A 17,287-nucleotide genomic window follows, 5' to 3' on the forward strand; every position below is an offset into this window, starting at 1 on the left:
CCTCACGTTGGTCGAGCCTACGCGTACAGCTCGGACAGACGTGACTTAGTGTTGACTCGTGTCGGACCAGCCCAACCCAGTGACTATGGACGAGAAACAGCCGAGCCCACAGCCGTACCGCGAGCGCCTCTGGGTGCCGCTGTGGTGGTGGCCGGTGGCCTTCGCCGTGACCGGCTTGCTGGCTGCCGAAATCCATATGGGCGCACCGGGTGTGCGCGCCTGGCTGCCCTACGTACTGCTCTTCCCGGTACCGGTGTGGGTGCTGCTCTGGCTGAGCAGGCACCGGGTGGAGGTCGCGCCGGATGCCTCGGGCACGCTCGAACTGCGCGCCGACCGCGCCCACCTGCCGGTGAATTTCGTTGCGCGTGCGGCCGTCGTTGCCCACACGGCGAAGAGTGCGGCGCTGGGTCGCCAGCTCGACCCCGCCGCCTACGTACAGCACCGGCCGTGGATCGGGCCGATGGTGTTGCTCGTGCTCGACGATCCCGACGACCCGACGCCGTACTGGCTGGTCAGTACGCGCAGGCCCGAACGGGTCCTGGCCGCGCTCGGAGTGCCGAGCGCGGGCTGATGGCCTGAACCCTCATCGAGATCGGGGGCCGAGCGGTGTGCTCGCGCTCAGGCCGCGCAGTCCATGCAAATCATCTGACCGCCCTTCTCGCTGGCCAGCCTGCTGCGGTGGTGCACGAGGAAGCAGCTGGAACAGGTGAACTCGTCGGCCTGCTTCGGGATCACCCGAACCGTCAGCACTTCCTCGGACAGGTCCGCGCCGGGAAGCTCGAACGACTCCGCGGTATCGGATTCGTCGATATCCACGACGGCGGACTGTGCCTCGTTACGACGAGCCTTCAGCTCCTCCAGCGAATCTTCCGACACGTCGTCGGTTTCGGTGCGCCTCGGTGCGTCATAGTCGGTTGCCATGTCGTCTTCCCCTCGTCCTTACTTCGTATATCCCGGACCGGTCCACTCACACCGATTCCGCGAGGAATCGCCGTGACTCGTACCGCCCCGCCGGTGGTGCACGTCACACGCACACCGGTCACTCATCAGGGCGGATCGGGCTGATCCACTCCGGATAGCGCTCGGTAAACGCAGGACATGCCCTACTTGTTCCCGCGACCGACCACCAATTTCGCCACCGGCGATTCGATCTGGGCCGCCAGACAATAGCGGACCCCGCGACAAAAGTCGCAATCAAAACACAGACGATTCGAAACCGACGGGTAATCGACACCTCCCGTCGAACTCCCCGAGACCTGGGGCGCGGTTGCCGGGCACCGAGGCCCGGTGCGCGGCCCGCCCGCGCGCACCACGCCCGGGCCGGGCAGCGTCGGCCCAGCACGCACCGCGGCCCCGAACTCCGTCGGCCTGCCTTCGCCCGGACCCGAATCCTTTTCGTAGAGTGTGCTGGTGGTTTCACTGATCACCGAAGGCCGCCCCGTGGATTCCCAGGGCAGGCCCTTCCTCCGCCGACGACCGCAGCCCTGGCTCATCATGCTCGGCGTCCTGCTGCTGATCTGCACGATCGTGTGGGTCAAGGCACTGACGACGACCGAACGCGACACCAGCGCGATGGCCTGCAACTCGCCGAGCCCGGCTACCGATCCCGGCGCCGGGCAGCCCGTCGCGCTCGGCCAGCGGGTCGGCAACGGGCGGTTACAGGACGTGGAACCGGCGCCGCTGGCCGCCGCCAAGGTGCGCGTGCTGAACGCGAACAACCAGCGCGGCCAGGCGGCCCATGTCGCGGCCCAGTTCGGCGATCTCGGGTTCGCCAGCGCGCCGGGGACGCAGTTCGGCAACGATTCGGTATACGTCAACGGCGACCTCGAGTGCACCGGCCAGATCCGGTTCGGCGTGAACGGCCGTCCGGCGGCCGCCTCGGTGCAGTTGGTGGTGCCGTGCGCCGAGCTGATCGAAGACCAGCGCAGCGACGACACCGTGGACATGGTGCTCGGTTCGCTGTTCCGCGACATCCGGCCCAGCAACGACGCCGAAGAGGTGTTGCGGTCACTGAAGAACCCCGCGCCCGGCGGACCGCCGCAGATCGATATCAAGCTGCTCGACGCCGCCCGCCAGGCGCGCTGCTAGCTCGCGGCGCGTCTGCCGTCGCCTCTGTGCCCCTCGAGACCGCCGGTTTCGAGGAACACAGTCGTCATTACAGGTCGGGAATCGGCTCGGTCGCGCCGATCCGCTCGAGCAGCTCGGCCAGTTCGTCGGCGATGCCCGGCGCGGCGGCGAGCACGAGGTCGCCCGCCGCGCTCGTCGCGGTGGCGGGCGGCAGCGTGAGCCGCGCGCCCGCTTCCGCCGCGATGAGCGCACCGGCGCCCCAGTCCCACGCGTTGAGGCCGTGCTCGAAGTAGGCGTCCACCCGGCCCGCCGCGACATGGCACAGGTCCAGGGCGGCCGCGCCGAGCCTGCGGATATCGCGCACCTGCGGCAGCACCTCGCCGATCAGTTGCGCCTGTCGCGTGCGCCGGTGCTTGCCGTAGGCAAAACCGGTGGCCACCAACGACATCGCGACGGTCTCGACCGGCGTGCAGCTCAGATGCTCGACCGCGCCGTCGGCGTCGACGCGGATCGCGCCGAGACCGAGGCCGGCGCTGTAGGTGGCCCGCCGCGCCACGTCGACCACCGCGCCCGCGACCGGCCTGCCGCCCCGCAGCGCCGCCACCGACACCGCGTAGCCCGGAATGCCGTACAGGAAATTGACCGTGCCGTCGATCGGGTCGACCACCCAGTGCACGATGTCGGCGGCCGAGTCGGCGAGACTGCCGCCGCCCTCCTCGCCGAGGATCGGATCACCCGGTCTCTGCTCGGCGAGCAGGCCGCGGATCAGGTCTTCGGTCTCGGTGTCCACGATGGTCACCGGATCGGTCGGGTGGGCCTTGGCCTGCACCGCGCCGTCCGCGGGGCCACCGGCCTGCCCGAAGACCTCGGGGCGGCGGGCACGGACGTGGGCGGCGGCGGTTTCGGCGAGGTCGACCGCGACTCTGCGCAGTTCGGCCTCGTCGCCGCGGGCGACGATGATCTCGGAGGTGTAGTCGGACACTGGTGATGAGGTTTCCGGCACGCTCCCCATCGCATCACAGATCCTCGGGAACGCGCAGCATCGATCGCGCATTACTCTTGTCGTGCACGACACAACGCCGTCGTCGGGCACCTCACCGCAATGCGTGCGCCGACGCGGTAGGAGCCTGTGCCTCGGCGTTGTGCTCCACACCCGCCAGACACAGGAACGAGGGGTTGGTCATGTCCGCTCGGGGGCACGCATTCGGCATCGATATCGGCGGCAGCGGCGTCAAAGGTGGCGCGGTGGATCTGGCCACCGGCGAGCTGGTCCACGAACGGATCAAGATCGCGACACCGCAGCCGTCCACCCCGCAGGCCGTCGCCGACGCGGTGGCAAAGCTGGTCGCGCAAGCCGATTGGGACGGTCCGGTCGGCATCACGCTGCCGTCGGTGGTGCTCGACGGCGTCGCCCGTACCGCCGCCAACATCGACAAGGCGTGGGTGGGCACCGATGCGCGCGCCCTGTTCTCGACCGCGCTGGACGGGCGTCCAGTCACCGTGCTCAACGACGCGGACGCGGCCGGCCTCGCCGAGGACCGCTACGGCGCGGCAAAGGATTTCGACGGGCTGGTGCTGCTGCTGACCTTCGGCACCGGCATCGGCTCGGCCCTGCTGTACCAGGGCACGCTGGTGGCCAACAGCGAACTCGGCCACCTCGAGGTCGGCGGCATGGAGACCGAGCATCGCGCCGCCGCGTCGATCAAGGATCGCGACGGTCTCACCTTCGAACAGTGGGCCGCCGAGGTCAGCACCATCCTGATCGGCCTGGAAAATCTCTTCTGGCCGAAAGTATTCGTCGCGGGCGGCGGCATCAGCCGCGATGCCGACCTGTGGATTCCGTTGCTCACCAATCGAACTCAGGTCATTCCCGCGCACCTGAAGAACACCGCGGGCATCGTCGGCGCGGCGATGGCCATCGATGCCGGTATCGCGCCATAACATGGGCGCGGCATGCGAGAATCCGTAAACGCTCCCGCACCGTAGGCGACATCGCGGGCGAAGGTACCCTGGTTAGATCGTTACAATGGAACGTGCCCGGCCTGTTCACGAACGCAAGCGAGTGAATCACAGGCACAGCGCCCTCGGCCCACGACGCAGTCGTGAGCCGGTGCAACCCGACCGGCCCTCCGCCGGTGAAACCCGACAGACCGCTCCGCCGGAAGACCACTCTGGCGTGACGCCGCACGAGACCGTCACGAAAGGGCGTACGTGGTAGCCACGAATACCCGTCAGACCGCCGATTCGGCCGAGGCCGATTCCGCAGATGTAACCGAAGCACGGCCGGTCCGTAAGGCGGCTGCCGCGAAGAAGGCCCCCGCGAAGAAGGCCGCGGCCAAGAAGGCACCCGCGAAGAAGGCCGCCGCCAAGGCGGCCAAGGCGCCGGCCAAGAAGGCCGCCACCAAGAAGGTGGGCGGCGACGGCGAGCCCGGTGCCGACGAGGCCATCGACGACGAGTCGCTCGACATCGAGGATCTCGGTGATCTCGAGGTCTCCGAGGACGACCTGACCGAGGAAGCCGAAGACCTCGTCGTCGAGGAAGTGGCCGAGGCCGCCGAGGAAGAGGTGGAGCCCTCCGCCGCCGACAAGGCCTCCGGCGACTTCGTCTGGGACGAAGAGGAATCCGAGGCCCTGCGCCAGGCCCGCAAGGACGCCGAGCTCACCGCCTCGGCCGACTCGGTGCGCGCCTACCTCAAGCAGATCGGCAAGGTCGCGCTGCTCAACGCCGAAGAGGAGGTCGAACTCGCCAAGCGGATCGAGGCGGGCCTCTACGCGGCGGAGAAGGTGCGCGAGTTCACCGAGCAGGGCGAGAAGCTGCCGGTCGCGATGCGCCGCGACTACAACTGGATCGTCCGCGACGGCAACCGGGCCAAGAACCATTTGCTGGAAGCCAACCTGCGCCTGGTCGTCTCGCTGGCCAAGCGCTACACCGGCCGTGGCATGGCGTTCCTGGACCTGATCCAGGAGGGCAACCTGGGTCTGATCCGTGCCGTCGAGAAGTTCGACTACACCAAGGGCTACAAGTTCTCCACGTACGCCACCTGGTGGATCCGGCAGGCCATCACCCGCGCCATGGCCGACCAGGCCCGCACCATCCGCATCCCGGTGCACATGGTGGAGGTCATCAACAAGCTCGGCCGCATCCAGCGCGAGCTGCTCCAGGACCTGGGCCGTGAGCCCACCCCGGAGGAGCTGGCCAAGGAAATGGACATCACGCCGGAGAAGGTGCTGGAGATCCAGCAGTACGCGCGTGAGCCCATCTCGCTGGACCAGACCATCGGCGACGAGGGCGACAGCCAGCTCGGTGACTTCATCGAGGACTCCGAGGCCGTGGTCGCCGTCGACGCGGTGAGCTTCACGCTGCTGCAGGATCAGCTGCAGTCGGTGCTGGAGACGCTGTCCGAGCGCGAGGCGGGCGTGGTCCGGCTGCGCTTCGGTCTCACCGACGGCCAGCCGCGCACCCTGGACGAGATCGGCCAGGTCTACGGGGTCACCCGGGAACGCATCCGCCAGATCGAGTCCAAGACCATGAGCAAGCTGCGCCACCCCAGCCGCTCCCAGGTCCTGCGCGACTACCTGGACTAGCCGCACTCCGAGAACGCCCCGCATGCGCGCACCGCATGCGGGGTTTTTTCGTTCGAATGCGCAGTGGCGCAAGGGTTTCGGCTACGGGGCGGGGGCGCAGGTGCCTTCGGCGATGAGTTCGGCGGCGACCTTGGCCGCGGTGCGCGCGAACGCGGAGACCAGGGGGCGGGTGTCGCCCTCGCGAACGGCGAGGGCCAGCACCGCGGGGGCGACATCGCGCAGCGGGCGGGCGACGACGCCCGACCATGGGAAGAAGTGCGCGACCGAGGCCACCGACACCGCGACCGCCTGGCCGCTGCCGACCGCGGCGAGCAGATCCTCGAGGGTGGTGACGTACGCGCCGATGGTCGGCGGGCCGTCGCGGTAGTCGCCCAGCGTCATGAAATGCTGGGCCGCCAGGTGCCGGTTGTCGGTCCACCAGGCGAACGGCTGGACCGCCAGGTCCGGGGGTGCGACCGCCGGGCCCGCGGCCAGCGGATCGTCGGCCGAGAGCAGGGCGATGCGCTCCTCGGCGAGCAACGGCGTGATCTCGAGACCGTCGGGCGCGGGCAACCAGATGAGCCCCATGTCGGCGGTGCCTGCCAGCACGCCTGCGCTCGGGTCGTCGAATTCGACCTTGCCGACCGTCAACGCCACGTGCGGATATTCGGCGGCGAAGGCCCGCAGCATCCGGGGCGTGACGTCCAATCCGGTGACACCGCGGATCCCGATCCGCAATTCGGTGCGCTCCCCCGACTCGGTCTCGCGGGTGTCGGCGATCGCCGCGCCGACCGTGTCGAGGATGTCGGGCACCCTGGCCAGCAGCGTCCGGCCCGCGTCGGTGAGCGTCACCTGCCGGGTGCTGCGTTGGAAAAGCGTTGCGCCGATCCGGGTTTCGAGCTGTTTGATCTGGTTGCTCAGCGCCTGCTGGGTCAGGTGCAGGCGCGCGGCCGCCTTGGTGAAGTTCAGCTCGGTCGCCAGTACGTGGAAGGCGCGCAGGTGCCGGAGTTCCACATCCACAAGCCAGGATTGTAGATCCGACAGCCGATCGGTGTTTCCGTTCTCGGCTCGGCGCATCGAGCATGGTTCTCAGCGGATCACGAATCGAGGAGCGCCTTGCCGGAACAACGACGTCACGAGCTCGGACCGTACGAGCCGATCGCGGAGTGGGCGTTCGGGTGCCTGATCGTCTGGCATCAGCTCGGCGAGACCACCGGCGGGGTGCTCTCGGTCGCGGAGATGGTGGTGCCGCGAGGCAGCGAACCGCCGATCCATCTGCATTCACGAGAAGACGAACTGTGTTTCGTCCTGGAGGGTGAGGTGACGATGCATCGCGGACTCGATCGGATAGCGGCAGGTCCCGGCACCTCGGTCTGGCTGCCACGCGGTATCCAGCACGGATTTCGGGTGCACACCGACACGGCACGCGTGCTGCACCAGTACACGCCCGCCGGAATCGAGAAGGCGCACCGGGCATTCGGCACCGCGGCCACCGGCCGAGTCCTGCCGCCCGCTGCCCCGCACCATCGCGAACAGGCCGAGATCGAGGCCGAGTTCGCCCGCTACGGAGTCACTCTCGTCGGCCCGGCCGCGGGACCGGGGTGGCAGGTATGACCGCGCCCGCCGCCTGTCCCCTGCCGGATGCCGCACCCGCGTCGGCGCAGCTGCGGATCCTCGGCCCGGTGCAGGTCAGCGCCGGCGACACGGTGATCGGAGTGGATCGGCCGCTGGAACGTGCGGCCCTGGTGCGGCTGGCGCTCGCCGGTGGTGTGCCGGTACCGGATCGACGGCTCGCCGCCGATCTGTGGGGCGAGGGCGAACTCTCGCGACCGATCGAACGGTTACGCGTCGTGGTGTCGCGGCTGCGTTCGGCGTTGGGCCCGCACGGTGCGGCCGTGCTGCGCACCCCCGCGGGCTACCGGACCACGATCGTCGCGGATGATCTGCTTGCCGCCGAATCGATCGCGGACCGCTTGCACGCCGCACGCCGGGCCGGACAGCACGCCGTCGCCCACGCGGCCGCCGACGAAGCCTTGCGTCTGTGGCGCGGGCCGGCGCTCGCCGACCTGCGCTGGACGCCGTACGCGGAGGTCGAGGCGGCCCGGTTGGACGAGTGGCGACTCGAATTGACCATCGCCGGACTGGATTCCGCGCTGCGGGTCGGTTCCGGCGCGGAACATCTGCGGAGCATGGCCGTACTCGCGGGCGAATACCCCCTGCACGAACCACTGACCAGGCTGCACGCGCTCGCCCTGTATCGCGCGGGCAGGCAGGTCGACGCCCTGGACCAGCTGCGCGGGCTACGGCACGCGCTCGCCGAACAATTCGGCGCCGCACTCGCACCCGACACCGTCGACCTGGAAGTACGCATCCTGCGCCACGATCCGACACTGATCATCGGAAAGCCCACCAGACCAACGGCTGCCACGCTGCGCCTGGTGCGGCACCGGGACGTCACGCTGCTGGCGCACCGATTCCGGCGACCCGAGCTCAGCTCGTGAACGATGCTTGTGCGTTCTCGCGCAGCATCATTCACTGCACGCAGGTCTTCTGGTTGTAGTCCACGATGCGCCGCGCCACCGCACCGATATCGGCCTGCGTGGCCGACGGGTCCGGGGTGGCGGCCATGAGTTTTTCCTGCGAGTCCGCGAGTTTGTTCCAGTCGGCCTTGATGTCGTCCGGTGCCAGCCCGGCGAGCTTGCGCATCTTAGGCACGGTATCCGCATTCGCGGTATCGGGCACATAACTTCCACTGCCCAAGTCTTTCAGTGCGTCACAATAGGCTCGATCCGCGCCCTCATTGTCCGCACAACCCGCGAGAACTCCTGCACCCAAGGCGAATACGATCGCAAAAGATTTCATTCGGTGCATTTCCAGCCTCCAACGTTCCTGACCCGCCGTACCCGCTCGGTGGCGACGGCGAGCACCTCCGCACTGTAGTTCCACCTTCCCGCACTCTTTCTGCGGCTTCGCACCCGCTAGGGCACGCCACAGCGGGTGCGAAGCCGCAGAAGGGGTGCGACAGGGTCAGGACGGAACAGACAACAGGTGCGCGAGCAGGTGGGCGGAGGTTGCGACCGCAGCGTACTCGGGGATGTTGTGACCCGCGCCGGCAAGGACTTCGAGACGATACGGGCCGGTGACCCACTCTCTCGTGGCCTGGATGCCCGACATCGCGACCATGCGATCGTCGGTGGCGGCAAGAAACAGCGTCGGTACCGTGACGGGCGTGCGGTACCCCTCGAAGTCGTTGGCGCGGTACCAGTTCAGCGCCGCGGTGAGCGCGCCCGGCTCGGCGAGGCGGCGAAAATACTCGGCGCTCTTCCATTCCGGGACGCCCGTCAGCTTCGGTGGACCACCGGCGAGGATCGCGTCCTCGGGGATCGGCGACGGCTGCCGGAATCTGTTCATGTAGGCCGACGCCTGTTGCTGTGCCGGGTCGTTCCGCAGCGCGTCCGCGAAAGCGGCCGGATGCGGCACGGAAACCGCTGTCAGCGAACGGATTCGAGCCGGTCGATCAGCCGCCGCGACCCACGCGACGACCGCACCCCAGTCGTGCCCGACCAGGTCGAACCGCCGCCACCCCAACGCATCCGCGATCGCCCACACATCGGACACGAGCAGGTCGAGCCGATAGTCCTCGATCCGGGCGGGCCGCACCCCCGGCGAATACCCACGCTGATCGGGCGCGACCGCCCGGCATCCCGCCGCGGCGAGTGCCCCCATCTGCTGATCCCATTCGATGCCCAGCTCCGGAAAACCGTGCAGCAACAACACTTCCCGGCCCTGCGCCGGTCCGGCGGACACCGCCTCGAACACGCCCACGTCGGTCGAAATCCTGACCGCGTCCAGCCCGGCAGGGGCCGCACCCGCGGACGCGGCCCCAGCCGAAGCCAGCATCACCCCGCCCAGCTGAGCGAATCGCCGCCTACTGAACCGCATCCCACGTGCCATGCCGCCGACGGTAAACCCTGGCGGCATCGTCACGCGTCATACCGCAGACCGATCCGCCCGTGCCTCCACGGGGTTACGTTGCTGAGCAGTCGAACTCGCGTCCGAGGCGCCGGGTTCGACCGGTCAGTGTCGGCTCAGCGGGACGCGACAGGACAAAGATCCACAAGCCCTGACTCCGGCGCACGAATTGTCGCGTCGAGCGCGGATTCGTCGGCAATTACTTGCGCAGCAGACAAACACGTGCAGCGCCGACCGAGGCAGCACTCCGGACGGCCCCGTCGAACCGCGTCAGTGGAAGTGGCTACTGAGCGGACCTCGTCACAGAGCCGAGCCCGATCGACCCCCGCTCACCGCAACGTGTACTTGGTTCGCGACACATTGAACCCGTACTCGGCATTCACGCACTGGATTCCTGATTCGCGCGGCAACCCGGTACAGGTGATCGCATCACTGGCGATGATTTTGTGGAACGGTAACCGCTCTCCGAGCATGATGATCTGGGTGCAGCTGTAGCGCGCCTCCGCGGGCCCCTGATTACGCAACGTGAACTTCGGATACGGCCCATAACCCCCGCAGTCCGGCTTCGGCCCCGGCAGCGTGATCGCCCACCCGTGCACCACACAGAACACCTCATGATCATCGAGAATGCAGCCCACCTGCCCCGGACTGGTATCCACCTCGGAGAACACATGCCTGGTCGCCTGCGCCGGCCCCGCCCCAATCATCATCGCGCCCAGCGCAATCCCCAACGCAACCCTGAAAATTCGTAACTTGTACATGCCCCCACCCTCACCGCCCCGAGTTTCACCGCCACTTCACCCGAATCTCGAGCACCGATCGCGAATCAGCCCGCGGCCCTGACGCTTCCCTCCGTGACGTCCCGTCCAAGCCCCGCAGCGCTAGTCGAGTGCACCGAATCTCTGCGCGATCCAGAACTCTGTCGACGGAGCGGTCGACGCGTAGACCCGCAGCGCCGACAAGTAGGTCTCGAACAGGAACTCGGCTTCGATGTACGCCAGCAGCTCGATCTGGAGATCCAACGCCCGCACGCGTATTCGAGCCGGGCATCGACGTTGTCCAGCATCTCCCCTACGAGGCGCTGCGCGTGATAGTGCTCGGGCGGATTACGAGGTCAACTGCCGGCCAGTTGCCGCAACCGGGCCTGGCGAATCCATTCCGCGGAAACCGGTTCGCCTTCCATCGCCATGCTCCCGACGACCCGTTCGATCACGGATTCGCGACGGCCACGCATCTTCTCCGCGAGCGGAAGTGCACGCCGCGCGGCGTCCTTCGCCAGCTCAGGCACCACAATATGGCTTCGTAGTCGCGGGCTCGAACGACATTTTCCGCTTCATGCTCGGCGTCGCTCGCCTCAGGATGGCCCGAGGCCGAGAATGTCGGCGGAGTCGAGGCCGGGCGGGAGGTACCCCTGAGGTCTACGCCGGGGCGGCCCAGGCGGTGGGCGCCAGTACTTGGAGCGAATGTTGCCCGGGTGTGAAACGAGGTTACGGACGCCGCCTCGCCGCCGGTGACGCAGCGCACACGCCGGGCGGGTCACGTGCCTGCGTCATCGCGACACGGCACACTTGGCTGGTGGTTGCCTCCCCGGTCCAGTTCCGGTCGCCCTGGACTCAGACCATCGACCTCAGGACCGAGCTGCGCACCGCGTGGGACTGGCTGCGCCGTCCCGCGCTGGTGCGCCGTGTCCTCCCCGCGATCCGCACCCATCTGGGCGCGGCGCCGGCCAGCACCGCCTACGCGTTCACCTTGTTCGTCACGTGGTGGACGCTGCGGGGCGTGGGTGACTCGGTGGAGCGCAGGCTGATCTTCTCCGCCTCGACCAATCTCTACAACATGCGGCACAACCCGGTGCAGGTGCTGGTCGCCTCGGCGTTCTGGACCGACGGCGGGTTCCCGTGGACCACCATCGTCAGCTTCCTGGTGGTGATGGCCTATGCCGAACGCTGGCTCGGCACCGGCCGCTGGATCGTGCTGTTCGCCACCGGGCACATCGGCGCGACGCTGCTCACCGTCACCGGTATCTCGCACGCCATCGACCGCGGCGTGATCCCGTTGAAGGTGGCGGTCGCCGCGGATGTCGGTACCAGCTACGGCTTTTCGGCGGTCCTGGCCGCGATGGCGTTCCGGTTCCGCGGACCCGTCCGGTTGCTGTGGGCGGGCACGCTCACCGTGGTGCTGGTCGCGGCCCTGTGGATCGGGCCGACCTTCACCGACTACGGCCACCTGTGCGGGGCCGCCATCGGCTTCGTCGTCGGCGCGCTGGCGACGCTGCTCGGCCGCTGGGTGCAGCGGCGCACGGCGGCGAAAGAAACGGTGTCGGTCAGCCGGTGAGCACAGCGGGTTTGGTACGCCGCTGCACCAGCCCGACGACCGGTTCCACCACCCGCGCCACGATCGGCCCGAGGATCGCCATCAGCAGCACATACGCCGAGGCGAGCGCGGCCAGCTGACCGTCGACCCCGCCGACGGTCACCGCCAGGCCCGCGATGACGATCGAGAATTCCCCACGCGCGACCAGCGCCGCGCCGGCCCGCGCACGACCCATCCGCCGGATGCCCTGCCTGCTCGCCGCCCACCAGCCGGTTGCGACCTTGGTCAGCACGGTGACCACGGCCAGCCCGACCGCCCAGCCGAGCACCGGCGGGATCGCCGTCGGATCGGTGGTGAGGCCGAACGCCACGAAGAAGATCGCCGCGAACAGATCACGCAGCGGCTCCAGCAGTTTCGCGGCCTCGTGCGCGGTCGATCCCGAGATCGCGATGCCGAGCAGGAACGCCCCGACCGCCGCGGATACGTTCAACGCGGAGGCCACCCCGGCCACCAGCAGCGCCGCGCCGAGCAGCTTGAGCAGGAACACCTCGCGGTCGTTGCTGTCCACGATGGCCGACACGTAGCGCCCGTAGCGCAGCGCCACCACGAGCACCACCGTGATCGCGGTCAGCGCGACGGCGAGCGATTTCAATCCGCTGGCGAAGCTCACCCCGGCCAGGATGGTGGTGAGGATCGGCAGGTACACCGCCATCGCCAGATCCTCGAACACCAGGATCGACAGGATCACCGGCGTCTCCCGGTTACCGAGCCGCCCGAGATCGTCGAGCACCTTCGCCACGATGCCCGACGAGGAGATATAGGTGACCCCGCCCATGGTGACGGCGCCGATCAATCCCCAGCCGAGGATCAACGCCACCACCACGCCGGGCGTCGCGTTCGCGACGAGGTCCACCAGGCCCGCCGCCCACGAGCGGCGCAGGCCGGTCATCAGTTCCGGCGCGGTGTCTTCCAGGCCGAGCAGCAGCAACAGCAGCACGACGCCGATTTCGCCTGCCACATGGCCGAATTCGTTGGCGGCGGTGAGTTTGATGAAGCCGCCCTGGCCGAACGCGAGACCGCCGAGCAGATACAGCGGGATCGGCGACATCCCGAAGCGCCCCGCCAGCCGCCCGAACATGCCGAGGGCAAAGAGAATCGCTCCGAGCTCGATCAGGGCGAGCGCGGTTTCGGTCACGGGCTCAGCCGTGGGTCAAGATCTTCGCGGCCGCGTCGAGGCCTTCCGGGGTACCGACCACCACGAGCAGGTCGCCCGTGGTGAAGGTGAAATCCGGTCCGGGCGAGGGATGCAATTGCCCGGCGCGCATCACCGCGACGATCGACACCTTGGTCCGGGTGCGCATCGCGGTCTCGCCGAGGGTGCGACCCGCGTAGGGGGACTCCTCCGCGATCGCCATCTGCCGGGTGGTGATGCCGGGCAGATCGCTGTGCTCGTCGTTGAGTTTGGCCACGAGCTGGGGCGCACCGAGCAGATTGGCCAGCACGGCGGCCTCGTCGGTACTCAGCGGAATCTGCGCGGCGCAGGCGTCCGGATCGTCGAGTTTGGAGACGATCAGATCGATGTCGCCGTCGCGGTGTGCGACCACGCCGATCCGGCGGCCCGACCGCACCTCGAAGTCTTTTCGGACTCCAATTCCGGGTAGCGCAGTGACGTCGACATTCACACACTCCAGGGTAGACCGAGGTCTCGTCCGTCCGCCGGTGCGGTCATCACTTCGGCGGATGGCGCCTGGTCAGGGCTGTGCTGAGATGGAAGCGTGCGGCAATGGTCGGAGATTCCGGGAACGGCGCGGGATGCGCTGGGCGCGCTGCTGGTGTTCGCCGGCGGCGCGGCGCTGTACGTGTCGAACCTGTTCGCGCTGATCGATCTCGGCCACAGCGTGCCGGTGCCGGTCCGGCTCGCGATCCTCGCTCCGCTGTGCCTGCTGACGATGGCGCGGCGCCGCATGCCGGTGCCCGCCATGCTCGTCGGCCTGATCCCGCTGAGTATCGATATCTGGATCGGCCCCTCGGTGCCGGTCTGGCTGATCTACGGCGACCTGATGTACGCGGCGGTGCTGTATTCCGCGAAACGCACGTCGCGCTGGGTGATCATCGGCTGGGCCACGTTCTCGGTGCTGCTGGTGCTCGTCACCGCGGTCGTCGCGCACGACCTGCGGGCCATCTCGCTGGCGCTGCTGGTGGTGCTCGCGTTCATCGCCACGCCGCTGTGGTGGGCCAATTCGGTGCGCACGCACAAGGACATCGCCGCGGCCGAACGGGCCCGGGCGCAGGCGCTGACCCTGGTGGCCGAACTCGACCGTCGCGCGGCCATCGCCGACGAGCGCACCACCATGGCCCGCGACCTGCACGACGTGATCGCCGGCCATCTCTCGGCCATCGCGATCCAGTCCGAGGCCGCGCTCGGGGTGCTGGCCCGCAAGCAGCCCGACGCCGCGGTCACCGGGATCATGCAGTCCATCCGCACCAACAGCGTCAGCGCCCTGCAGGAGATGCGGACGATGATCGGCCTGCTGCGCAGCGACGGGGAGGGCGAGGACGAGGTGGCCGCGCCGCGCCGGCTCGCACAGTTGTCCATCCTGGTCGATGCCGCCCGCGCGGCCGGAATCGCGGTGCGGGTCCACGAAACCCTCGACGACACCGAACTACCGAGCGCGGTCGACCAGGCCGCGTACCGCATCATCCAGGAGGCTTTGACCAACGCCATGAAACACGCACCGGGACAAGGGGTCGACATCGACGTGAGCACGCGGGACGGCGAACTGCGGGTGGCGGTCCGCAATCCGGTACCGGCGATCACGGTGCGCCGCAGCGAGAACGGCGACCCGCACCGCGGCTTGATCAACATGCGTGAGCGGGCCGCGGCGCTGGGCGGCAGCTTCACGGCCGGATCGAGCGCAGGCACCTGGGAAGTGCAAGCGACCCTGCCGGTTTCGATCGCGAGCGGGTCATGACGATCCGGGTGCTGATCGCCGACGACCACGCCGCCATCCGCGCGGGACTGCGGATGATCCTGGATGCCGAGGACGATATCGAGGTGGTCGGCGAGGCCGCCGACGGCGACGTCGCGGTATCGCAGGCCAAGGCGCTGCGCCCGCACGTCGTGCTGATGGACGTGCGCATGCCCGGGGTGGACGGCATCACCGCGACCGAGCGGGTGACCGCCGACGGACTCGCCAAGGTGCTGATCCTGACCACCTTCGACCTGGACGAGTACGTATTCCGGACGCTGCGGGCCGGCGCGTCGGGGTTCGTGCTCAAGTCGTCGTCGGGACAGGCGCTCATCGATGCCGTCCGCACCGTGGCCGCGGGCGACGGCGTGCTCGCCCCCGAGGTGACCCGGGCGGTGATCTCGGCGTTCGCCGCGGTGAATCCCGATGCGGCGCAACCGGAGCCGGACGGGCTCGCCGACCTCACCGAACGCGAACGCGAGGTGCTCGACTGCCTGGGCGACGGACTGTCCAACGCGCAGATCGCGGGCAAGCTGTTCATCGGCGAGACGACGGTGAAGACGCACGTCTCCCGGGTACTGACGAAACTCGGTGTGCGGTCACGGGTTCAGGCCGCCATCGTGGCGCGCGAGGTGCGCGACCGCTAGCCTCACTTCGCCAGTGGCGCGAACGAGCCGTCGGGGCCGGGCTGGAACTCCTCGACCGCGACGACCGCACCGGTCGGCAGCGGACCGTACAGGTGCGGGAAGAGCATCGACTCCGGGTCGGTCGGCACGCCGGGTTCCCATTTCACCGGTGCACCCAGGCGGGCCGGGTCGAGCCGTAAAAGCACCAGGTCGCGGCGGCCCGCGAAGAGCCGGTTGGCCGGCAGATGCGCCTGCTCCGGCGCCGACAGGTGGATGAACCCGACCTCATCGAGCGATGGCGCCCGGTACTCACCGGTTTGCCGGGCGGAAAGCCACTCGCCCAAAGTACATATGTGAACGAGCGTGTGAGTGTCATGGGTCACGGGTAATCTCCCGGTAGACAACTGGATCGGCCTGTTCGAGGTGGTGACCACAACTGAGTTCGAAGCGTGACCTGGAATGTTCGCCAGTAGCGAAATCCCTGGTCGTGTTATCGAAAACACACCGAATCACTCACGGGAACAAAGCCCCCGTCCCGAACGTCTGACAGAGTAGTCATACCACTGCTGGGAAGTAGCGGTAGCGAGCCCGCGGAGTGACCACGGGCCCCACACCAGGCGAACGGTCTGTGAACCGGGAGCCAGGACGGAGGAGTCATGCCAGGAACCCTGACTAGCACCCCACTGACCGCGGTCGATCGTTGCGACCGCTGCGGGGCGGCAGCTCGAGTGCGCGCCGTTCTGCCCGCAGGTGGCGAGTTGCTCTTCTGCCAGCACCACGCGAACGAACACATGGATCGACTGCGTGAGTTGGAAGCCGTGATCGACACGGAGTCCGCTCCCGCGCTCTGATCAACTCCTCGCGTCCTGAGATAACAACATCCGATAACAGAACACCGTTCGACCCGAGCGGGCGATCCACGGATCGCCCGCTCTCGGTCTGTTCAGGGGCCGATCGAGGCGGGCAGGATCCCGTCCAGCAGGCGGTTCAGGCCGTAGTCGAACGCCCCGTCCGGGTCGCCGGGCGCTTCATACAGTTCCCCGACCACCTTGCCCACCCGCGACGCCAGCGGGAACGCCTCGGGCGACATCGCCCCCGAGAGCAGCGGGCCGTGCACGTCCCACCACTGGGCGTCGGTCATCACCTGGGTTTCGCGCCGCGCGGCGACAGCCATCCTGGCGTTACCCGTCGCGAACTCGGTGAGTACGGCGATCACCCGATCCAGTTCCACCTCGGAGCGGCCGATGTCGTCGATCGCGGCCAGTTGCCGCTCGAAGCGCCGCATCCGCCCCGGGCCGAGCACCAGCCGCCACGGCGGCACCTCCAGCAGCCAGGGATGCGCGAGCAGCTCGGCGCGGGCCTGGCGGGCGATCGCGGCCATCCGGTCGCGCAGCGGCAGCTCCGGGGCGATGGGCGCGTCCTCGTCGGCGACCGCGTCCGCCATCAGCACCGCGAGCGCGTCCTTGCTGGGCACATAGGTGTAGAGGCTCATCGGCCGCAGACCCAGCTCCGCGGCGACCGCGCGGATGGACACCTTGGCGTACCCGTCGCGGTCGGCGAGGGCGATCGCGGCCCGGACCACGGCGTCGACACTGACCGTCTGCTTGGGCCCGCGGCCGCCGGGGCGCGGCGGGACCTCGCGTCGCCACAGCAGTCCGATCAGCTGTTTCGCCTGTTCGACGGTGGTTTCGTCGGCCACGGGACTCCTCGGAACAAACTCGGTACCCTGTACGTTGTTCAGATACTTCGTACACCATACGCCGAATAAGGGGTTCG

At 68.5% G+C, this 17,287-nt stretch carries 22 protein-coding genes; 10 read left to right on the forward strand and 12 right to left on the reverse strand.

The features are described from left to right. Positions 1-85: 85 nt before the first annotated feature. Positions 86-571, forward strand: coding sequence for a DUF3093 domain-containing protein (locus NVU01S_RS36155; protein ID WP_043679492.1), 486 nt, complete (start codon positions 86-88; stop codon positions 569-571). A gap of 47 nt (positions 572-618) precedes the next feature. Here NVU01S_RS36155 and NVU01S_RS36160 read toward each other — a convergent pair whose 3' ends face one another. Beyond that, positions 619-921 carry a DUF4193 domain-containing protein gene (locus NVU01S_RS36160; protein WP_014986697.1) on the reverse strand — a complete coding sequence of 101 codons (303 nt, stop codon included), beginning with the start codon at positions 919-921 and terminating at the stop codon, positions 619-621. A gap of 489 nt (positions 922-1,410) precedes the next feature. Here NVU01S_RS36160 and cei point away from each other — a divergent pair, with 489 nt between their 5' ends. Beyond that, positions 1,411-2,088 carry an envelope integrity protein Cei gene (gene cei, locus NVU01S_RS36165; protein ID WP_029899980.1) on the forward strand — a complete coding sequence of 226 codons (678 nt, stop codon included), beginning with the start codon at positions 1,411-1,413 and terminating at the stop codon, positions 2,086-2,088. Positions 2,089-2,155: 67 nt separating this feature from the next. On the opposite strand, the gene NVU01S_RS36170 is transcribed toward cei, so the two are convergent. Then, positions 2,156-3,079, reverse strand: a complete 924-nt coding sequence (locus NVU01S_RS36170; protein WP_373864240.1) for an inositol monophosphatase family protein — start codon at positions 3,077-3,079, stop codon at positions 2,156-2,158. Positions 3,080-3,249: 170 nt separating this feature from the next. Between NVU01S_RS36170 and ppgK the strand changes: the two genes are divergently transcribed. After that, on the forward strand, positions 3,250-4,008 hold the full coding sequence (gene ppgK / locus NVU01S_RS36175) for a polyphosphate--glucose phosphotransferase (protein ID WP_043679497.1): 759 nt from the start codon (positions 3,250-3,252) through the stop codon (positions 4,006-4,008). Between the two features lie 270 nt (positions 4,009-4,278). After that, positions 4,279-5,652, forward strand: coding sequence for an RNA polymerase sigma factor (locus tag NVU01S_RS36180; RefSeq protein ID WP_043679500.1), 1,374 nt, complete (start codon positions 4,279-4,281; stop codon positions 5,650-5,652). An 81-nt stretch (positions 5,653-5,733) separates the two neighbouring features. Here the strand turns inward: NVU01S_RS36180 and NVU01S_RS36185 are convergent, their stop codons facing one another. After that, on the reverse strand, positions 5,734-6,651 hold the full coding sequence (locus NVU01S_RS36185) for a LysR family transcriptional regulator (protein ID WP_167829450.1): 918 nt from the start codon (positions 6,649-6,651) through the stop codon (positions 5,734-5,736). A 96-nt stretch (positions 6,652-6,747) separates the two neighbouring features. Between NVU01S_RS36185 and NVU01S_RS36190 the strand changes: the two genes are divergently transcribed. Next, a complete protein-coding gene (locus NVU01S_RS36190) occupies positions 6,748-7,245 on the forward strand; it encodes a cupin domain-containing protein (protein WP_052281237.1) in 498 nt (165 codons plus the stop codon). After that, positions 7,242-8,132: an AfsR/SARP family transcriptional regulator gene (locus tag NVU01S_RS36195; protein WP_043679506.1), complete on the forward strand. Its 891-nt coding sequence runs from the start codon at positions 7,242-7,244 to the stop codon at positions 8,130-8,132. Before NVU01S_RS36190 ends, NVU01S_RS36195 begins: the two co-directional genes overlap by 4 nt. Positions 8,133-8,163: 31 nt before the next feature. On the opposite strand, the gene NVU01S_RS43765 is transcribed toward NVU01S_RS36195, so the two are convergent. From NVU01S_RS43765 to NVU01S_RS36210, 5 genes are all read right to left on the reverse strand, one after another. Beyond that, positions 8,164-8,337, reverse strand: a complete 174-nt coding sequence (locus NVU01S_RS43765) for a hypothetical protein (protein WP_156161899.1) — start codon at positions 8,335-8,337, stop codon at positions 8,164-8,166. Positions 8,338-8,658: 321 nt separating this feature from the next. Beyond that, a complete protein-coding gene (locus tag NVU01S_RS36200) occupies positions 8,659-9,585 on the reverse strand; it encodes an alpha/beta fold hydrolase (protein ID WP_244467491.1) in 927 nt (308 codons plus the stop codon). 347 nt (positions 9,586-9,932) lie between these two features. Beyond that, positions 9,933-10,364, reverse strand: a complete 432-nt coding sequence (locus NVU01S_RS36205) for a hypothetical protein (RefSeq protein WP_043679509.1) — start codon at positions 10,362-10,364, stop codon at positions 9,933-9,935. A gap of 120 nt (positions 10,365-10,484) precedes the next feature. After that, positions 10,485-10,625 (reverse strand): hypothetical protein, encoded by a 141-nt coding sequence (locus tag NVU01S_RS43770; RefSeq protein WP_156161900.1) that lies wholly within the window; start codon positions 10,623-10,625, stop codon positions 10,485-10,487. Between the two features lie 92 nt (positions 10,626-10,717). Beyond that, positions 10,718-10,891 carry a hypothetical protein gene (locus NVU01S_RS36210; protein WP_244467492.1) on the reverse strand — a complete coding sequence of 58 codons (174 nt, stop codon included), beginning with the start codon at positions 10,889-10,891 and terminating at the stop codon, positions 10,718-10,720. A 287-nt stretch (positions 10,892-11,178) separates the two neighbouring features. Between NVU01S_RS36210 and NVU01S_RS36215 the strand changes: the two genes are divergently transcribed. Next, on the forward strand, positions 11,179-11,937 hold the full coding sequence (locus NVU01S_RS36215; protein WP_244467493.1) for a rhomboid-like protein: 759 nt from the start codon (positions 11,179-11,181) through the stop codon (positions 11,935-11,937). Here NVU01S_RS36215 and NVU01S_RS36220 read toward each other — a convergent pair. Both NVU01S_RS36220 and NVU01S_RS36225 read right to left on the reverse strand, forming a co-directional pair. Next, positions 11,927-13,111, reverse strand: coding sequence for a cation:proton antiporter (locus NVU01S_RS36220; protein ID WP_043679513.1), 1,185 nt, complete (start codon positions 13,109-13,111; stop codon positions 11,927-11,929). The two genes, NVU01S_RS36215 and NVU01S_RS36220, sit on opposite strands and share 11 nt — an antisense overlap. Before the next feature lie 4 nt (positions 13,112-13,115). Further along, complete coding sequence (locus NVU01S_RS36225) at positions 13,116-13,598, reverse strand: cation:proton antiporter regulatory subunit (RefSeq protein ID WP_041562956.1); 483 nt, start codon at positions 13,596-13,598, stop codon at positions 13,116-13,118. Positions 13,599-13,691: 93 nt separating this feature from the next. Here NVU01S_RS36225 and NVU01S_RS36230 point away from each other — a divergent pair, with 93 nt between their 5' ends. After that, positions 13,692-14,888, forward strand: a complete 1,197-nt coding sequence (locus tag NVU01S_RS36230; protein WP_043679516.1) for a sensor histidine kinase — start codon at positions 13,692-13,694, stop codon at positions 14,886-14,888. After that, complete coding sequence (locus NVU01S_RS36235) at positions 14,885-15,532, forward strand: response regulator (protein ID WP_014986714.1); 648 nt, start codon at positions 14,885-14,887, stop codon at positions 15,530-15,532. The genes NVU01S_RS36230 and NVU01S_RS36235 overlap by 4 nt, the downstream gene beginning before the upstream one ends. Before the next feature lie 2 nt (positions 15,533-15,534). On the opposite strand, the gene NVU01S_RS36240 is transcribed toward NVU01S_RS36235, so the two are convergent. Then, on the reverse strand, positions 15,535-15,894 hold the full coding sequence (locus NVU01S_RS36240; protein WP_043679519.1) for a DUF952 domain-containing protein: 360 nt from the start codon (positions 15,892-15,894) through the stop codon (positions 15,535-15,537). 273 nt (positions 15,895-16,167) lie between these two features. On the opposite strand from NVU01S_RS36240, the gene NVU01S_RS45100 reads away from it, so the two are divergent. Further along, complete coding sequence (locus tag NVU01S_RS45100; RefSeq protein ID WP_029903635.1) at positions 16,168-16,362, forward strand: DUF7455 domain-containing protein; 195 nt, start codon at positions 16,168-16,170, stop codon at positions 16,360-16,362. Between the two features lie 92 nt (positions 16,363-16,454). On the opposite strand, the gene NVU01S_RS36250 is transcribed toward NVU01S_RS45100, so the two are convergent. Beyond that, the gene (locus NVU01S_RS36250) at positions 16,455-17,210 is read right to left on the reverse strand and encodes a TetR/AcrR family transcriptional regulator (RefSeq protein WP_043679522.1); all 756 of its coding nucleotides are present in this window, start codon (positions 17,208-17,210) and stop codon (positions 16,455-16,457) included. Positions 17,211-17,287 lie beyond the last annotated feature (77 nt).

This window comes from Nocardia vulneris (assembly GCF_001613425.1).
GTDB classification, from domain to species: domain Bacteria; phylum Actinomycetota; class Actinomycetes; order Mycobacteriales; family Mycobacteriaceae; genus Nocardia; species Nocardia vulneris.